Source organism: Streptomyces longisporoflavus (assembly GCF_014649775.1).
Taxonomy (GTDB): domain Bacteria; phylum Actinomycetota; class Actinomycetes; order Streptomycetales; family Streptomycetaceae; genus Streptomyces; species Streptomyces longisporoflavus.
In genome coordinates, this window is record NZ_BMTR01000025.1 from 44,450 (window position 1) to 60,952 (window position 16,503).

The window sequence follows — 16,503 nt, forward strand, 5'->3', positions numbered from 1 at the left end:
GGACGAGGAGGCGGGGAACGGCGGGGAACCCGGAGGGGTCAGTCCTGTGCGCGCCCTGTGGTGACGCGGGCGATCATCAGGGCGACCAGGATGATTCCGCCGTAGATGGCCTGGATCCAGAAGGACGGCACCTGGGCGAGGGTGAGCAGGTTCTGTACGACGCCGAGCAGCAGGACGCCGGTGAGGGCGCCGAACATCGTGCCTTTGCCGCCGTCGAGGCTGATGCCGCCGATGACCGCCGCCGCGAACACGGTGAAGATCATGTTCTGGCCCTGGTTGGCGTTGATCGCGCCGACGTAACCGGTCTGCATGAGTCCGCCGACGGCGGCGAGGCAGCCGGCGACGACGAACACGCCGAGCATCACGCGCTCGACGCGGATGCCGGCGGCGCGGGCCGCGTCCGCGTTGCCGCCGATCGCGTACAGGGCGCGCCCCACCCGGTGGTACTTGAGGATGAAGCCCGCGACGCCGAAGGCGACGGCGGCCAGCCACACGGAGAGCGGGATGGTCAGGAACGTCGAGGTGGCGAGGGTGTAGAAGGCGTCGGGCATCCCGAAGAGCGTCTTGCCCTCGGTCGCGCCGACGAGCAGGCCGCGCAGCACGATCAGCATGGCGAGCGTGACGATGAAGGCGTTGAGCTTGAGCTTCACCACGAGGATGCCGTTGAAGGCGCCGATGGCTCCGCCGACGAGCAGGATCGCGAGGAGCCCGGCAGCCACGGGCATGTCCGTGCCGAACCCGGCCTGGGCGGCGGGCAGGACGAGGAGCGCACCGACGGCCGGCGCGATGCCGACGACAGACTCCAGGGACAGGTCGAACTTGCCCGTGATCAGAACGAGGGACTCGGCGAGGACGACCATCGCGAGGGCGGCGGAGGCACCGAGGATCGAGATGAGATTTCGCTCCGTCAGGAAGGAGTCGTTGAGCAGGGCTCCTAGGATCATGAGGAGCAACAGCGCTGGGACCAGGGCGAGTTCGCGTGCGCGACGCAATGCGATGCTCTTCGCTGCGCGCGCTGGGGCGGGGTGTTCTGATGCCGGGGTGGCCTGCGCGGCCGGGGCCTTGAGGTCAGCCACTGTGCTCTCCTACTTCTTCGGCTGCGGGCCGGTGGGGGCTGATCGCGCTCGCGCGGCGGAGCCGCATATGTGACAGCCCCGCGCCCCCGACGGGGCTTGTGTGGTCCACCCCCTCGATTGATGCGATCAGGTCATGGTCGGTGAAACCCGCCGAGTGTTCCGCGGCCACCCGCCCATGGAAGAGGACAAGGACGCGGTCGCAGCGCCTCAGATCGTCCAGCTCGTCGGAGACGACGAGCACGGCGGTGCCGTCCTCGCGGGCGTTGTCCATGCGGGCAAGCAGTGACTCCTTGGACTTCACGTCCACGCCCGCGGTGGGGTTGATGAGGACGAGGAGCCGGGGGTCGGAGGCGAGCGCCCGCGCCATGACGACCTTCTGGGCGTTGCCTCCGGAGAGGTCGGACACGGGCTGGTCGGGGCCCTCGGCGTGGATGTCGAGGCGGTCGATCAACTCCTCGGCGAAGCCGCGCTTGCGCTCGGTGCCGACGAAGCCGTACTTCCCGAGCCGGTCGAGCACGCTCATCGTGGCGTTGTCGCCGATCGTCATCCCGAAGACCAGGCCCTGGTCGTGCCGGTCGCGCGGGACGCAGCCGACGCCCGCGCGCAGCGTGGCGGTCACGTCCCCGAAGGGGAGTTGCCTGCCGTCGAGGCGGGCGCTTCCGCCGGTCGGCGTGTGCAACCCCGCGATGGTCTCGGCGAGGTTGATCTTGCCGCTGCCGCTGGATCCGGCGAGGCCGACGACCTCGCCCTTGCGGACGGTCAGGTCGATGTCCGCGTACGACTGGCTGGTCAGACCCTTGACGTCGAGCATCACCGGGGCGTCCGCGAGCACCTCGGTCCGGGCGACGGACTCCTCGGCGGCCTTCTTCTCCTGAAGGGCCTCGCCCGCCATCGCCTCGACCAGGGCGGCGCGCGGCAGCTCGGCCACGGGGGCCGTGGTGATCCAGCGGGCGTCGCGCAGGACGGTGACGGTCTGGCACACCTCGTACACCTCCTGGAGGTGGTGCGAGATGAAGAGGAAGGTGACCCCCGACTCCTGGAGCGCCCGCATGCGCGTGAAGAGGCGTTCGATCTCGCGGTTGTCGAGCTGCGCGGTGGGCTCGTCGAGGACGATGAAGCGCGCGCCGAAGCTGAGGGCCCGCGCGATCTCGACCATCTGCCGGTCCTCGACCTTGAGGTCGGCGGTGCGGGCGTCCGGGTCGACCCGCACGTCCCAGGTGTCGAGCACCTCGGCGGCCTGCGCGCGGAGCTTGCGCCAGCTGATGAAGCCGCCGCGGCCTTCGGGCTGCCGGTTGATGAAGAGGTTCTCGGCGACGGTGAGGTCGGGCACGACGGTGGGCTTCTGGTAGACGCAGGCCACCTTGCGGCGCCAGGCGTCGCGGTCGGTGAGCGGAGGCGCGGGCTCGCCGTCGAAGAGGACGGTGCCCGCGTCCGGGGCCTGGAGCCCGGTGAGGATGGTGACGAGGGTGGACTTGCCCGCGCCGTTACGGCCGACGAGGGCGTGGGACTCACCGGGCAGGACGGTCAGCCGCCCGTCCCGCAGCGCGACGGTGGGTCCGTACCGCTTCACTATGCCGGTCGCCTCGACGAGCGCGGCCGGCCCCGGCGTGGGGGGATTGCTCATCGGCGTACTCATTTGACCGTGTTGCCCCACAGCTCGGAGTCGTCCACGTTCTCCTTGGTGACCAGGGGCGCGGGCAGCTGGTCCTCGAGGATGCCGCTGGGCAGCTTCACGATGGTGGAGTCGTGGTCGGTCTTGCCGGGTTTGAACTTCTTCCCGTCCATCGCGGCCTTGATGTAGTACATCCCGTACTTGGCGTACGCGTCGGCGGGCTGGGACACCGTGGCGTCGATCTGGCCCTTGCGGATGGCGTCGAACTCCTGCGGGATGCCGTCGTTCGAGATGACGGTGATGTGGCCCTTCTCGCCCGTCTTCTTCAGCATTCCCTTGGACTTCAGGGTCTGCAGGGTGGGGGCGAGATAGACGCCGCCCGCCTGCAGGTAGATGCCCTTGATGTCGGGGTTGGAGTTGAGCAGCGTGTCCAGCTTGGAGGCGGCCGTGTCGGACTCCCACTTGGCGGGGATCTCCAGGACCTTGAGCTTGGGGTACTTCTTCTTCACGCAGGTGCGGAACGCCTCGGAGCGCTCGCGGCCGTTGACGGAGGCGAGGTCTCCCATGATCTGGACGACCTTGCCGGTCTTGACCTGCTCGCCGAGGTAGTCGCAGGCCTTCTCGCCGTACGCGACGTTGTTGGCGCGCACCACCATGGCGACCTTGCCCTTCTCGGGGGCGACGTCGACGGCGACCACGGGTACGCCCTTGCGTTCGGCCTGGTCGAGCCCCGCGGAGATGGCGGCGCTGTCGAGGGGGGCCACGACCAGGCCCTTGACCCCCTGGTTGAGCTGGTTGTTGATGTCGGTGATCTGCTGCGAGGGGTCGCTGTTGGAGTTGACCGTCTTGTTCGCGTCGACCTCCTCGGACTTCGCCATCTTCGGCACGTAGTCGTTGTACGACTGCCAGAACGGCGAGGTCAGCAGGGGCAGGATCACCCCGACCTTGCCCTCTCCGCCGCCCTCGCCGCCCGCGGGGGCCGCGTTGTCCGTCGTACTGCCACATGCCGTGAGCACCAGGGAGGCGCAGGCGGCCGCGGCGGCGATCCGCGCCGCCGTTGGGATTCCCGCCCTGCTGGACCTGTTGCTTGTCCTGTCGCGCACTGTTCTGCCGGCCATCTGACGGCTCCTCATCGAGCGTGGATCGGGCGTCCTAGCGACTGATGGGCGAATATTTATCAGACCACTTGGCGCCCACAACACCCCTCGACGCCAAGTTTTCCCGCTTTCAGGCCGTAGTGGTCCGACCACATCTCTGGTTAGACTGCGGCGCACTCGGCTAGTGGAGGAGCGTTACGTGGACCAGACCGCCCCGCAGAAGGGCACCGTGACGCAGCGGGCCATCGAGCAGATCAAGGCGATGATCGGCGAGGGCCGCCTCGAGCCGGGCCAACGGCTGCCCACGGAACGCGACTTGGCCACGCAGCTGGGCATCTCGCGCAGCTCCATGCGGGAGGCGATCCGCGCGCTCACGGTCATGGGCGTCCTGGAGGCCCGGCACGGCTCGGGCATCTACGTCACCCAGCTGGAGGCCGGGGATCTCCTGGAGACCTTCGGCGTCGTGGCCGACCTGTCACGCGGCCCGCGTCTGGTGGAGCTTCTGGAGGTGCGCCGGGTCCTCGAATCCACGGCCACGGCGCTGGCGGCAGCGCGCATCACACCGGATCAACTGGCGGACGTGGAAAAACACTTGGAGGCGATGAACGCCACGGACGACCCGGAGGAGATCCTCTCCCACGACCTGGCGTTCCACCGCACGATCGCCCTCGCGGCGGGCAACGACACGATGGCGGCCATCCTGGAGGGCCTGTCGTCACGCACATTCCGCGCCCGCGTATGGCGCGGCTACCAGGAGGAAGACGCCTTCGCCCGAACCCGCCGCGAACACGCCCGCATCCACCGGGCTTTGGTGGCCAGGGACCCGGAGGCGGCCAGGGCCGCGGCGGCGGCGCACGTGGGAGAGGTGGAGGAGTGGCTGCGGGCGCAGTTGGACGAGTAGAGCCCCCGAGCCCAAGCCCAGCGCCTCGGCCCAGAACCGGGCCGGCGCGGGCAGGTCGTGGGCGTCGATGACGAGGTGATGCAGCGCGACAGGCATGCCGGGCAGTGTGCCGAACGCCGCCCCGGGGGGTGCTACGACGCGGGCGCCGGACGGGATGGTCGACCAGCCCGTCCGGCGCCCGCGCGGTTTCCGGCTCCGCTCAGTCGGACATCACGCGCGCGTCAGCCGCAGCGTCACCAGCTCGAACGGCCGCAGCGTCAGCGCGATGCCGTCGCCCGTGCGCTCCGGAGCCGAGGCATCGGCGAGAGGACGCTCCAGGAGGTCCGTCACCTCCACAGAACCGACCGCGAAGCCCGCCGTCAGCGTCGTCTTCGCCCGGCCGCCGTGCGACTCGTGGAAGCGGACGACCACGTCACCGCTGCCGTCGTCGGCGAGCTTGACCGCCGTGACGACCACGGCGTCGTTGTCGAGGGTCACCAGCGGGGCCACCTCGGCGCCGCCCGTGATCCGCCGCTCCGGCAGGTTGATCCGGTAGCCCTCCCGCACCGCGTCGCCGATACCGGCGCCGGGGACAAGCGCGTGCCGGAAGCGGTGGACGCCCTGGTCCGTCTCGGGGTCGGGGAAGCGCGGGGCGCGCAGGAGCGAGGCGCGGACCGTCGTGGTCGTACCGGCGTCGGACTCGCGCACCGTACGCGTCACGTCGTGCCCGTACGTGGAGTCGTTGACCAGGGCGACGCCCCAGCCCGGCTCCTCCATGTGCACGAAGCGGTGGTTGCACGCCTCGAACTTGGCGGCCTCCCAGCTCGTGTTGGTGTGCGTGGCCCGGTAGAAGTGGCCGAACTGCGTCTCCGATGCGTACCGCTCCGCGTGGATGTCCAGCGGGAACGCCAGTTTCAGGAACTTCTCCGTCTCGTGCCAGTCCACCTCCGTGTCGATGTCAAGGCGCCCGGAGCCGGGCGCCAGGGAGAGGACCTGCGTGAGTCGCGAGTCGCCGAAGGTCCGCACGACCCGGACCGACGCGCCGTCCTCGCCCGGCCCGACCTCGTCCGCTTCCGTGAGATCGGTGACCGTGTTCCGGTAGAACTCGTCAACGTCCCACGCGTCCCACATGTTCGGGAAGTCGGCGTGGATCTGCGGCAGGTTGGCCGCCTGCCCGGGTGCGACGGCCTCCCGGCCGGCCACGATGTCGTACGCCGACACGACCAGACCGCGCGCGTCGATCTCGACCCGCAGCAGGCCGTTGTCGAGGACGTAACCGCCGTCGGCGCGCGAGGCGATCGCCGACGTACCGTCGACGGCGGCGGGGCGCGCGCCACCCGCGGGGACGCCGTCGCGGGTGTGCGGGGTGGAGTTGAAGACGAGGGCGGTGCCGGTGCCGCCGCCCTCCCCCGCGAGCGCGCGCTGAGCCGATTCGATGATGCCGTTCAGCTCATCGGCGACCTTCGCGTACGTCGCGCGCGCCTCCCTGTGCACCCAGGCGATGGACGAGCCGGGCAGGATGTCGTGGAACTGGTGGAGCAGGACCGTCTTCCAGATCCGGTCCAACTCCTCGTAGGGGTACGCGAAATCAGGCGAGCGCACCGCTGCCGTGGCCGCCCACAGTTCGGCCTCCCTCAGCAGGTGCTCGCTGCGGCGGTTGCCCTGCTTGGTGCCCGCCTGGCTGGTGAGGGTGGCGCGGTGCAGCTCCAGGTACAGCTCGCCCACCCAGACGGGGGCGTTCGGGTACTCCGCCTCCGCCTTCTCGAAGAACGCGGCAGGGGTCTCCCACTCGACGGTTGCCGAACCCTCCAGGTCACGCAGGCGCCCCGCCTTCGCGATCATCTCGCGGGTCGTGCCGCCGCCACCGTCGCCCCAGCCGGTCGGCGCCAGGGAGTGCCGGGCGACTCCCTTGTCCTTGAAGTTCTTCGCCGCGTGGGCGATCTCGCTGCCCTTCATCGAGCAGTTGTAGGTGTCGACGGGCGGGAAGTGCGTGAAGATGCGGGTGCCGTCGATGCCTTCCCAGTTGAAGGTGTGATGCGGGAAGCGGTTGGTCTGCGACCAGGAGATCTTCTGGGTGAGGAGCCACTTCGAGCCGGCCGCCTTGATGATCTGCGGAAGCCCCGCCGCGAACCCGAAGGTGTCCGGCAGCCACGCCTCGTCGTTCTCGATGCCGAACTCGTCCAGGAAGAACCTCTTGCCGTGCACGAACTGCCGGGCCATCGCCTCCGACCCCGGCATGTTCGTGTCCGACTCGACCCACATGCCGCCCGCGGGCACGAACCGCCCGTCGGCCACCGCCTTCTTGACCTTCGCCCACACCTCGGGCCGGTGCTCCTTGACCCACGCCCACTGCTGCGCCTGCGACATCGCGAAGACGAAGTCCGGCTCGTCCTCGATGAGCGCGGTCATGTTCGACGTCGTACGCGCGACCTTGCGCACCGTCTCGCGCAGCGGCCACAGCCACGCGGAGTCGATGTGCGCGTGGCCGACGGCGCTGATGCGGTGGGCCGAGGGCTCGGCGGGGGTGGTGAGAACGCCTTCGAGCTCGGCGCGGGCGGCGGGCGCGGAGCCGTTCACGTCCTGGAGGTCGACGGCGTCCAGGGCACGGCCGATGGCGCGCACGATCGCGTATCGGCGCCCGGAGTCCTCGGGGAGCTCCTGCATGAGCTCGCCGAGCACTTCGAGATCGATGACGAGTTGCCACACGGTCTCGTCGAAGACGGCGAGGTCCATGCGGGCGAGCTTGTACTGGGGCTCGCTGCCTGCCGTCTCCTTGTCGCCGAGCTGGGTGGGCAGGAAGGGGTGGTAGTCGAGGATGACGGGGTTGGACGCGGCCTCGACGTGCAGGTGAACGTCTTCGCCGCCGGCCGCGGGGGCGGCGACGCGCACCCACTGGTTGCGGGGGTTGAGGCCCTTCACCGGGGTGCCGTCGGGGCGGTAGACCAGGCCCTCGCACTGGAAGCCGGGCATGTTCTCGTCGAAGCCGAGGTCGAGGACGGCCTCGACGGTCTTGCCCGCCCACTCCTGCGGGACGGTGCCGGTCACCCGGAACCAGCTGGTGGCCCATGGGGCTCCCCAGGCGGCACCGACCTTCGTCGGCTCGGGAGTGGCGGCGAGACCTTCCGCTACGGGGACGGGCTCACCCGGGGCGGTCCACACGGCGACGTCCAGGGGTACGGACTCGGGGTAGACGGCGGGGCGGATGCGCTCGTCGAGGACGCGCTTGAGGCGGGCTTCTATCAGGGTGCGGTCGTCGTGCATGGTGCTCTCCGTTTACGTGTTGGGTGCGGGCGGGGTTGGGGACTGGTCTTGGGCCTAGTTGATCTCCCCCGGCCGCACGACCTCCGTGATGCCCCGCGCAGCCAAGTGCGCAGAGTCCCCCACCCGGCTCGCGAGTACCGTCGTAGGCCGGACCCCGTCCGCGACGAGGCCCATGAAGGCGTCGAACACCGCGCCCCCCGGCGCGCACGAAGACCGGGACGAGGTGGAGTCGTCCACGACCACAGCAGTGCCCCGCACCGCAGGCGCGTACTCCCTCCCCCGCCACTCCTCAGCGAGACGCCCCAGCACCTCACCCCCCGGCTTGGCCTTCCCCTCATTGGTCAGCAGACCCAGGCTGTACTCAAGTTCAGGGAAATCCGCCAGCGCACGCGACACGTCGTGCGAGCACCACCACGTCACCCCCCACACGTCCGCGCAGTCGAGCGCAGCCTCCACCGTCGCCTCGGTGAAGGACGCCGCATGCTCGGCGGGGATGAGGGGAGCGGGCGCGCCCACCTCCTGGAGCCACACCGGACGGTGCGGATCGTCCGCCCACGCCTTCGACAGCTCGATCATGTACGCGGCGTGCTGCGCCGTGGCGACGCCCTCACGTCCGTACCGCTGCGCCGTGCCGTTGAACACCCAGGAGTGCACGGCGGTCGCACCACCGAGCCGCGCGGCCTGGGCCGGAGTGAAGGGCTGGTCGTCCTGGTACCACGCGGCGTCGTACTCGGCGTGCAGATGCAGCCGGCCCGGCGCCCCCTCCTCGCACGCGGCGAGCACCCGCCGCAGCCACTGCTCCGCCTGCTCCTGCGTGATGCGGTCGGGATCGGGATGCGGCCCCGCCGAGAACTGGTTGACCTCGTTGCCGATGGTCATGCCGATGAAGTTCGGCCGGTCGGCCAACGCGGCGGCGAGCGTACGAAGGTAGGCGATCTCGCCCTCCACCACGTCGGGGTCGGTGAAGATGTTCCGCCGGTGCCAGGTCTGCGTCCAGGCGGGCAGGAAGTCGAAGCTCGACAAGTGCCCCTGGAGTCCGTCGACGTTGACGTCGAGCCCGCGCTCGGCGGCGGCATCGGCGAGGGCGACGAGCTGTTCCACGGCGCGCGGCCGTATCAGGGTGCGGTTGGGCTGGAAGTAGGGCCAGATCGGAAAGACCCGGATGTGGTCGAGGCCGAGCGCGGCGATCGCGTCGAGATCGGCGCGCACGGCGTCGATGTCGAAGTCGAGCCAGTGGTGGAACCACCCCTGGCTGGGGGTGTAGTTCGCGCCGAAACGCGGCGCTGCGGAAGGCTCACGGGTCGTACGAGACATGCGAATCCTGGTTCTCGGTGGTGCGGGGGGTTCAGCGCGGGCGACGGCTCAGCCCTTGACCGCCCCCTCGCCCACCCCGCGGAAGAAGTACCGCTGGAGGCAGCCGAAGAGCACGATCAGCGGCAGCACGGCGATGACCGTGCCCGCGGCCACGAGCCGTTCGTCGTTGGCGAAGGTGCCGTGCAGGTAGTTCAGGCCGATGGTCAGGGTGAACCTGTCCGGGTCGCTCAGCACGATCAGCGGCCACAGGAAATCGTCCCAGGCGCCCATGAAGGCGAAGATCGCCACCACGGCGAGGGTGCCCTTGACCGCGGGCAGGGCGATCCGCAGGAAGCGCTGCCAGACGTTGGCGCCGTCGACGTACGCGGCTTCCTCGATCTCGTACGGCAGGTTCAGGAAGGCGTTGCGCATCAGCAGGACGTTGAGCGCGGAGATGCAGCCGGGCAGCAGCACACCGATGAGGGTGTTGTTCAGGCCGAGCTCCCGCATGGTCGTGAACTGGGCGATGATGATGCCCTCCACGGGCACCAGCATGGCGAGGATGAACACGATCGTGGCTGCCCTGCGGCCCCGGTAGCGCAGGCGCGCGAGGGCGTAGCCGGCGAGGGTGGCGCCCACGCAGTTGGTCACCACGTTCGCGGCGGCCACCTTCAGGGAGTTGAGCGCGTAGTCCCAGACGGGGATGGTGTCGGCGACCCGCTCGTAGTTGTGGAGGGTCGGACTGCCTGGCAGGAACTCGGGCGGCGAGCTGAAGATGTTCTCGTGCGGGCCCTTGAGGGACGTGGACAGCTGCCAGAGGAAGGGCCCGATCATCAGGGCAAGGACGGCGAGCAGGAGCAGGTAGCGCAGGACGATTTCCCATACGGGCATCCGACGGCCGTTCTCGTCGGTGATCCGCCCGCGCTTGCGGGCGCCGCTCTTCCCGGTCCTGCCCTCCGTCTTCCGCGTCGCCTGCTCGGTCTCGCGCGTTTCCGTCACGGTGCTCACGCGTCCTCCTTCCGGTCCGCGCGCAGTACGAGCAGCATCAGCGCGACGGTGACGACGAAGACGACGACCGAGATGGCCGACGCGTACCCGACGCGGCCGGTGAGGCCGGTGCCGACGCGCTGCACCAGCATCACGAGCGTGGTGTCCTCGCCGGCGGGTCCGCCGTTGGGCCCCGCCATCAGATAGACCTCGGAGAACACCTTGAAGGCGGCGACCGAGGACAGCGCGGCGACCAGGACCATCGTGGAGCGCACGGCGGGCACGGTGACGGTGAGGAAGCGGCGCACGGCACCCGCGCCGTCCACGGCTGCCGCCTCGTGCAGCTCGCGCGGCACGTTGGCGAGCGCCGCCAGGTAAATGATCATGTAGTAGCCGAGGCCCTTCCAGACCGTGACGGTCATGGCGCTCAGCAGGAGCAGCCACTGATCGCTGAGGAAGCCGACCGAGCCGACCCCCACCGCCTCCAGTACCGCGTTGACCAGGCCCCGTTCGTCCAGCATCCACACCCAGATCAGGCCCACCACGACGATGGACGCGACCACCGGCGTGTAGAAGGCGGACCGGAAGAAGGTGATGCCGGGGATGTGTTTCTGGACGAGCATCGCGAGCAGCAGCGGCAGCAGGACGAGCGCGGGGACGACCCCGAGGATGTACAGCGTCGAGTTGCGCAGCCCGATCCAGAACATGTCGTCGTGCAGCAGCTCCCGGAAGTTGTCCAGGCCGACGAACTCCCCCGGTATCAGGGTCCGCTTGTCGGTGAAGGAGTTGATGAGCGTGCTGACGAACGGATAGAGGATGAAGATGCCGACGATCAGCAGCCCGGGAGCGGCGAACAGCCATGGACTGGAGGGCAGTTGACGCCTGATGCGCTTGCGCGGGCCGTCGGTGACGGCACGGGAAGCGGTGGCTGCCGTACGGGGGGCGGTGACGGCACTGGAGCTTTTCATGGTGGTGGTCCCGTGTCGTCTTCTCAGCTCTGCTGAAGCAGCCGGTCGCAGTTATTGACAGCGTTGTCAAGCGCTTCCTCGGGGCTTTCCTTGCCTTGCAGCGCCTTGCCGACGCTGTTGCGCAGCTCGATCTTCATCTGCTCGCTGAACAGCACGGGCGTGTAATTGACCGCTGTCTTCACGGACTTGGCGGCGGCGATGCGTACACGCGTGTCGTCCGTCCCGTCCTCCTTGGTGAAGTACGGGTCGTCGAGCGAGCCCTCCGTGCTGGGGAAGATGGCGACCTTCTTGGCGAACGACATCTGGTGCGCCGCGTCCGTCACGTAGTGGGCGAAGGCCACGGCTGCGGGCGTCTGCTTGGTGCGGGTGTTCACCATCACGCCCATCACGTACATGTTGTCCTTGCCGGTGTTCGTGATCTGCGGGGTGATCCCGATGTTCTTGTAGAGGGAGGGCGCTTCCTTCTTGAACTTGCCGAGATCCAGGGCGCTTCCGGGGTTCATGGCGACGGCCTCGGTGAGGAACTTCTTGCCCGTCGACTCGGGCGTGGCGTTGAGCGCCTGCCCGTCGAGCGCCTTGGCGTCGTACAACTCCTTGTACTTCTTGAGGAGTTCGACGCCCTTGGGCCCGTTGAAGGTGAACTTGGTCCCCTCCTTGTCCATCAGCGGGACGCCGTAGCGGCCGAAGTCCTCGATGGTGGGGATGTTGGCGAGGGTGGCGGTCTTTCCCTTGCTCTTCTTCGACAACTGCAGCGCGGCGTCGAAGAGTTCGTCGTACGTCTTCGGCGGCTTGTCGGCGTCGAGGCCCGCGTCCTTGAAGAGCCGCTTGTTGTAGAAGAGCGGACCGGTGTTCAGGTACCACGGGAAGGCGTACGTCCCCTCCATCCCCGGTATCTGGTGGCTCTTCCAGGCCCCCGGCAGGTACTCCTTCTCGTACTTGCCCGCGGCCTTGTCGAGGTCGAGCGCGAGCCCGGCCTTGGCCAGCGGGGCCACCAGGTCGGGCGAGACGTTGACGACGTCCGGCAGGGTTCCGGCGGCGGCGTCGGCGCTGATCTTGTCGGCGTAGCCCTCGCCGGGCTGGTCGACCCAGTTCACCTTCGTGCCCGGGTACTTCTTCTCGAAGCCGTCGACGACGCCCTCGAAGTACGACTTGAAGTTGGCCTTCAGGTTCCAGGTCTGGAAGGTGATCTCGCCCTCGATCTTGCCCGAGGCGTCCGTCGAGCCGCCGCCGTCACCTCCCTCGCCGCAGGCGCTCAGCGGCAGGAGCACGGCGATGGCGGCGGCAGCGGCGGCTGCCCTTCTGGAGATGCGGGGGTGTCGGGAGATGCGCACGGTGAAACGGCTCCTTTGCTCGGCCCAGCGTGAGGCAGACCTTGCATGGAACGCCGGTAAAAAGTCAATGGATTCGTTGGATAATTCTGGCCAGCCTCGCCAAAGTCTCCCCAACTACGCAGGTCAGAGCGGTGTGTTCAACTCCTTGCGGGGATCGACTAATGCGCTTTAGAGTGTGCTGGCTCAAGCGCATTAGTATGAGCGCCACAGGAAAGGGGCAACACCGGTGCAAGGCAAGCGGTCCCCGGCACGCCGGCCGACCATGAAGGACATCGCGCGCCGCGCCGGAGTCTCCGAGAGCGCCGTGTCCTTCGCGCTCAACGACCGGCCGGGCGTCTCCGACATCACCCGCGACCGTGTCCGCAGGGTCGCCGAGCAACTGGGCTGGCACCCGAGCACCGCGGCGCGCGCCCTGTCCGGCGAGGGCGCGGCGACGGTGGGTCTCGTGGTGGCGAGGCCCGCGGGCACGCTGGGCGTCGACTCGTTCTTCCTGCAACTGATCTCGGGCATCCAGGAGGTCCTGGCCGAGCGGCAGTTGGGCCTGCTCTTCCAGGTGGCCGAAGACGTGACCGCCGAGTGCGCCGTCTACCAGCGGTGGTGGGCCGAGCGACGGGTGGACGGCGTCCTGGTCGTGGACCCGCGCACGGACGACCCCCGCCCGGCGCTCCTCGACGAACTGGGGCTCCCCGCCGTGGTCACGGGCGGCGTGCCCGACCCGGACGCGCACCACCCCGGCCTCTCCACCGTCTGGGCGGACGACGCGGGCGCGATGGCGGCGATCGTGGACCACCTCTACGCCCTCGGTCACCGCCGCATCGTGCACATCGCGGGCCTGCCCGGCCTCGCCCACACGGAGCGGCGCATCCGTACGCTGCGCGCCGAGGCCGAGCGGCGCGGTCTCTCCGAGGTCCGCTCGGTGACCACGGACTACTCGGACGCGGAGGGCGCCGCGGTGACCCGGCGCATGCTGTCCGGCGCGTCGCCGCCGACGGCCTTGGTGTACGACAACGACGTGATGGCCGTCGCCGGAGTCGCCGCGGGGGCCTCGCTCGGGTTCGCCGTGCCGGGGGACGTGTCGGTGATCGCCTGGGAGGACTCGGCGCTGTGCCGGATGGTGCACCCCTGGCTGACGGCCCTGTCGCGCGACACGATGGCCTTCGGCCGGACGGCGGCGCGCGAACTCCTGTCACTCCTGGACGACGGCCCCGCGGCCACGGTCCAGGTACCACTGCCCACACTCATCGAACGGGAGAGCACGGGGCGGGCGGCCGGGGGCTGAACGTCCCGCCCCGTCCGGCGGCAGGCCTGTCGTACTCCGCCAGTACGGTGCCGGTATGGCGGACATCTACGAACTCTCGATCGCGCTGGACCTACGAGACGATCTCTCCGAGGGACAGATCGCCGAGCTCCGGTGGCATCTGGGGCAGGGCCCGCGTCCTGCGACGCTGAGCGTGGTGCGCGAGTTCCCCGTCGTGGTGGAGGACGACCGGGGCGAGCTCGTGACGGAGGACGCCCCCGCGCCGCTCCTGGGGTGTCATGACACGGCCCTGAAGGCGGGCGGAGCGCTCACCTCCGTGCTGCTGCCGCGCAAAGGCGGCTGGGCGCTGACCGCCCGGCAGGAGGTCCACCCGGACGACTTCGATCGCGTCGGTGAACTGCTCGTGTGGCTCGCGGCCAGGGCCGAGGGCCACCACGAGCGGTTCGACGGCTCCGTCCGCGTCGGCTGGACCAGGTTCTACGAGGAGGACGAGCCCCGCCCGCTGGCAGTACGCGACGGCGGGATCGAATGGCCCTCGTGAGCGGCGGTCAGGCCCTGTCCTGCAGCGGCGGTCACGCCTTGTCGTACCAGGAGAACGCCGCGATCCGCCAGCCCTCGGGGGTGCGGACGAACTGGATGGTCTTGGTCCCGCTGCCCTCGAATGGCTCGCCGTCCAAGATCCCGGACTTGCTGTACTCACCGAACCGCGAGGCGATGTCACCCTCCATCTCGGTCCGTTCGGAGGTCTCCCACTCGGAGAATTCCACCAGCCTGCCCTCGGACAACAGCTGTTGGCGCGGCTCGATGAACTCGTCCACCGTATAGACCGTGAACTGCGGTCCGGTCATGACGATCACCCCGCCGGGGATGACGAGCCGGCGGATGCGGCCCACGTCAGCGGCCTTGCCGCCCACGTTGTCGAAGGCGCCGAAGAACTCGGCGGTGAGGGCGTCGATCTCTTTCTTGGACATGGCCGCGACGGTAACACCGGTGCGGCGCGGGCGACTTCGAAGGGGACGGGTTCGAAGGGGACGGGCCCGCGCCCGTGATCACGAGCCCGCCCCCGCGAAGAGACTCCTACACCCGCGACCGGTAGAGGCCGAACTCCGCAAGCCGCACCGCCCCGCGCGACCCCGTCACCCGAAGCCTCCACTCCCGAGCCCGCACCGGCGCGGCCAGTGTCAGGACCCGGCTCGCGCCCACGGTCTCCACCTCCGTCACGAGGGACCAGCCGGACCCGGCGGACGCCCTCGCCTCGATCACCGCGCGCTCCAGCAGCTGGCCCCGCCGGATGTCCTCGCCGAGCCGGATCCGGTCGACCTCGCGCACCTTGCCCAGGTCGACGGTGAGCGTTCCGCGGGACGGGGCGGGGCACTCCCACGCCGTATCCGGGTCGCCGTCGACCGCGTTCGACGCGCGGCGGCCGTCGCCGCGGGCCCGCGCACCCCGCGCGAAGTCCTCCGGCAGCTCCCGCCCGATCCGCTCACGGAACTCCCTCAACCGCGCCACGTCCGCCGCCGGGAGCAGGCCCTGCTTGTCCGGCGGGATGTTCAGGAGCAGCACGGAGTTCCGGCCCACCGAGCGGAACCAGATGTCCGTCAACTGCTCGACGGATTTGGGCTGTTCGTCCTCGTGGTAGAACCACCCCGGCCTGATCGAGACGTCGCACTCCGCCGGCCACCACTGCACGTACCGGGCGACGGCCCGCGCCTCGGCGAGGGCTTCCCGGCTTCCCTGGTCGGGCGCGTCGTACTTCAGGGCGTAGTCGATGCTGCCGTTCCCCGAGTCCTTGACGGGGACGACGCTCCACTCGTTCTCGCGGGCGAGTCCGCCCTCGTTGCCGACCCACCGGACGTCGGGCCCGCGTACGGCGACCGTCGCGTCCGGTGCCAGGGCGCGGATGACCGCGTACCAGCTGTCCCAGTCGTACGTCTCCACCTTCTCCGGCGGGATGCGCCCCTGCGCTCCGTCGAACCACACCTCGTCGATCGGCCCGTACTCGGTGAGCACCTCGTAGAGCTGGTTGAGCATGTGGGCGCCGTAGTCGGTCGCGTCGAGCGTGAACGACCGCGCGGCGGCGGCATCCGACCGGTCGTCGCCGTCCACCGGTGTGGGGATGGTGCGCGGCGAGCGTGCGCTGCCGTTGGCGTAGACGCCGTGCAGATACTGGTTCTCGTCGGCGGGCGAGATGTAGACGCCGACCTTGATGCCGTGGCGGCGCAGCGAGTCGGCGAACGGGCGCAGTACGTCACCCTTCCCGCCCCGCCAACTGCTGCTGATCACACTGTGCTTGGTGTAGCGCGACGGGTAGAGCACGAAGCCGTCGTGATGCTTGACGGTGAGGATGGCCAGCTTGAAGCCGCCGTCGCGCAGGGCCCTCGCCCACTGGTCGGTGTCGAGCCCCGAGGGTTGGAAGACATCCGGATCCTCGTCGCCCGTGCCCCATTCGAGGCCGGTGAAGGTGTTGACGCCGAAGTGCAGGAACGCGGTCTGCTCCAGGCGCTGCCAGGCGATCTGCCGCTCCGTGGGGCGGACCCGGGTTGCCTTGGCGACGACCTGGTCGGCGGAGTCCTCTGGGCTGACCGGGATGCGGTAGGGCGGCTCCGGAGCGGCGGATGCGGCCGTGCCCGCGGGGGCGGGGGCCGCGAGCGCGAGGGAACTGCTCGACGCGGCGACCGCCGTGGTGACGGCGGCGGTCACGAAGAGACGTCTGCTGACAGTCATGGGGGTGCGGGTCTCC

13 protein-coding genes are annotated in these 16,503 nt (G+C 69.6%); 3 read left to right on the top strand and 10 right to left on the bottom strand.

Going from position 1 to position 16,503, the window contains the following annotated elements; translation table 11 throughout:
* Positions 1–38: 38 nt before the first annotated feature.
* Genes IE226_RS35175 through IE226_RS35185 form a run of 3 tightly spaced genes read right to left on the bottom strand, consistent with a single transcriptional unit; the run spans position 39 to position 3,806 of the window.
* The gene (locus IE226_RS35175; protein ID WP_190085535.1) at positions 39–1,076 is read right to left on the bottom strand and encodes an ABC transporter permease; all 1,038 of its coding nucleotides are present in this window, start codon (positions 1,074–1,076) and stop codon (positions 39–41) included.
* On the bottom strand, positions 1,069–2,700 hold the full coding sequence (locus tag IE226_RS35180; protein WP_190085536.1) for a sugar ABC transporter ATP-binding protein: 1,632 nt from the start codon (positions 2,698–2,700) through the stop codon (positions 1,069–1,071). The genes IE226_RS35175 and IE226_RS35180 overlap by 8 nt, the downstream gene beginning before the upstream one ends.
* Positions 2,701–2,708: 8 nt before the next feature.
* Positions 2,709–3,806 carry a sugar ABC transporter substrate-binding protein gene (locus IE226_RS35185; RefSeq protein ID WP_190085537.1) on the bottom strand — a complete coding sequence of 366 codons (1,098 nt, stop codon included), beginning with the start codon at positions 3,804–3,806 and terminating at the stop codon, positions 2,709–2,711.
* A gap of 178 nt (positions 3,807–3,984) precedes the next feature.
* Between IE226_RS35185 and IE226_RS35190 the strand changes: the two genes are divergently transcribed.
* Complete coding sequence (locus IE226_RS35190; protein ID WP_190085538.1) at positions 3,985–4,686, top strand: FadR/GntR family transcriptional regulator; 702 nt, start codon at positions 3,985–3,987, stop codon at positions 4,684–4,686.
* Between the two features lie 210 nt (positions 4,687–4,896).
* On the opposite strand, the gene IE226_RS35195 is transcribed toward IE226_RS35190, so the two are convergent.
* The 5 genes from IE226_RS35195 to IE226_RS35215 form a co-directional block, all read right to left on the bottom strand.
* Positions 4,897–7,926 carry an alpha-mannosidase gene (locus IE226_RS35195; protein ID WP_190085539.1) on the bottom strand — a complete coding sequence of 1,010 codons (3,030 nt, stop codon included), beginning with the start codon at positions 7,924–7,926 and terminating at the stop codon, positions 4,897–4,899.
* 54 nt (positions 7,927–7,980) lie between these two features.
* On the bottom strand, positions 7,981–9,240 hold the full coding sequence (locus tag IE226_RS35200) for a glycoside hydrolase 5 family protein (protein ID WP_190085540.1): 1,260 nt from the start codon (positions 9,238–9,240) through the stop codon (positions 7,981–7,983).
* A gap of 48 nt (positions 9,241–9,288) precedes the next feature.
* Entirely contained in the window at positions 9,289–10,134 is an 846-nt protein-coding gene (locus IE226_RS35205) for a carbohydrate ABC transporter permease (RefSeq protein WP_190085584.1), read from the bottom strand.
* An 89-nt stretch (positions 10,135–10,223) separates the two neighbouring features.
* On the bottom strand, positions 10,224–11,174 hold the full coding sequence (locus IE226_RS35210; protein ID WP_190085541.1) for a carbohydrate ABC transporter permease: 951 nt from the start codon (positions 11,172–11,174) through the stop codon (positions 10,224–10,226).
* A gap of 23 nt (positions 11,175–11,197) precedes the next feature.
* A complete protein-coding gene (locus IE226_RS35215; RefSeq protein WP_190085542.1) occupies positions 11,198–12,505 on the bottom strand; it encodes an extracellular solute-binding protein in 1,308 nt (435 codons plus the stop codon).
* 262 nt (positions 12,506–12,767) lie between these two features.
* Here IE226_RS35215 and IE226_RS35220 point away from each other — a divergent pair, with 262 nt between their 5' ends.
* Both IE226_RS35220 and IE226_RS35225 read left to right on the top strand, forming a co-directional pair.
* Positions 12,768–13,784, top strand: a complete 1,017-nt coding sequence (locus IE226_RS35220; protein WP_229871732.1) for a LacI family DNA-binding transcriptional regulator — start codon at positions 12,768–12,770, stop codon at positions 13,782–13,784.
* Positions 13,785–13,839: 55 nt separating this feature from the next.
* Positions 13,840–14,304, top strand: coding sequence for a hypothetical protein (locus tag IE226_RS35225; protein ID WP_190085544.1), 465 nt, complete (start codon positions 13,840–13,842; stop codon positions 14,302–14,304).
* A 31-nt stretch (positions 14,305–14,335) separates the two neighbouring features.
* Here IE226_RS35225 and IE226_RS35230 read toward each other — a convergent pair whose 3' ends face one another.
* The gene (locus IE226_RS35230; RefSeq protein ID WP_190085545.1) at positions 14,336–14,734 is read right to left on the bottom strand and encodes a Cif family virulence factor; all 399 of its coding nucleotides are present in this window, start codon (positions 14,732–14,734) and stop codon (positions 14,336–14,338) included.
* A gap of 106 nt (positions 14,735–14,840) precedes the next feature.
* Positions 14,841–16,487: an alpha-L-fucosidase gene (locus tag IE226_RS35235; protein WP_190085546.1), complete on the bottom strand. Its 1,647-nt coding sequence runs from the start codon at positions 16,485–16,487 to the stop codon at positions 14,841–14,843.
* Between the last annotated feature and the right edge of the window lie 16 nt (positions 16,488–16,503).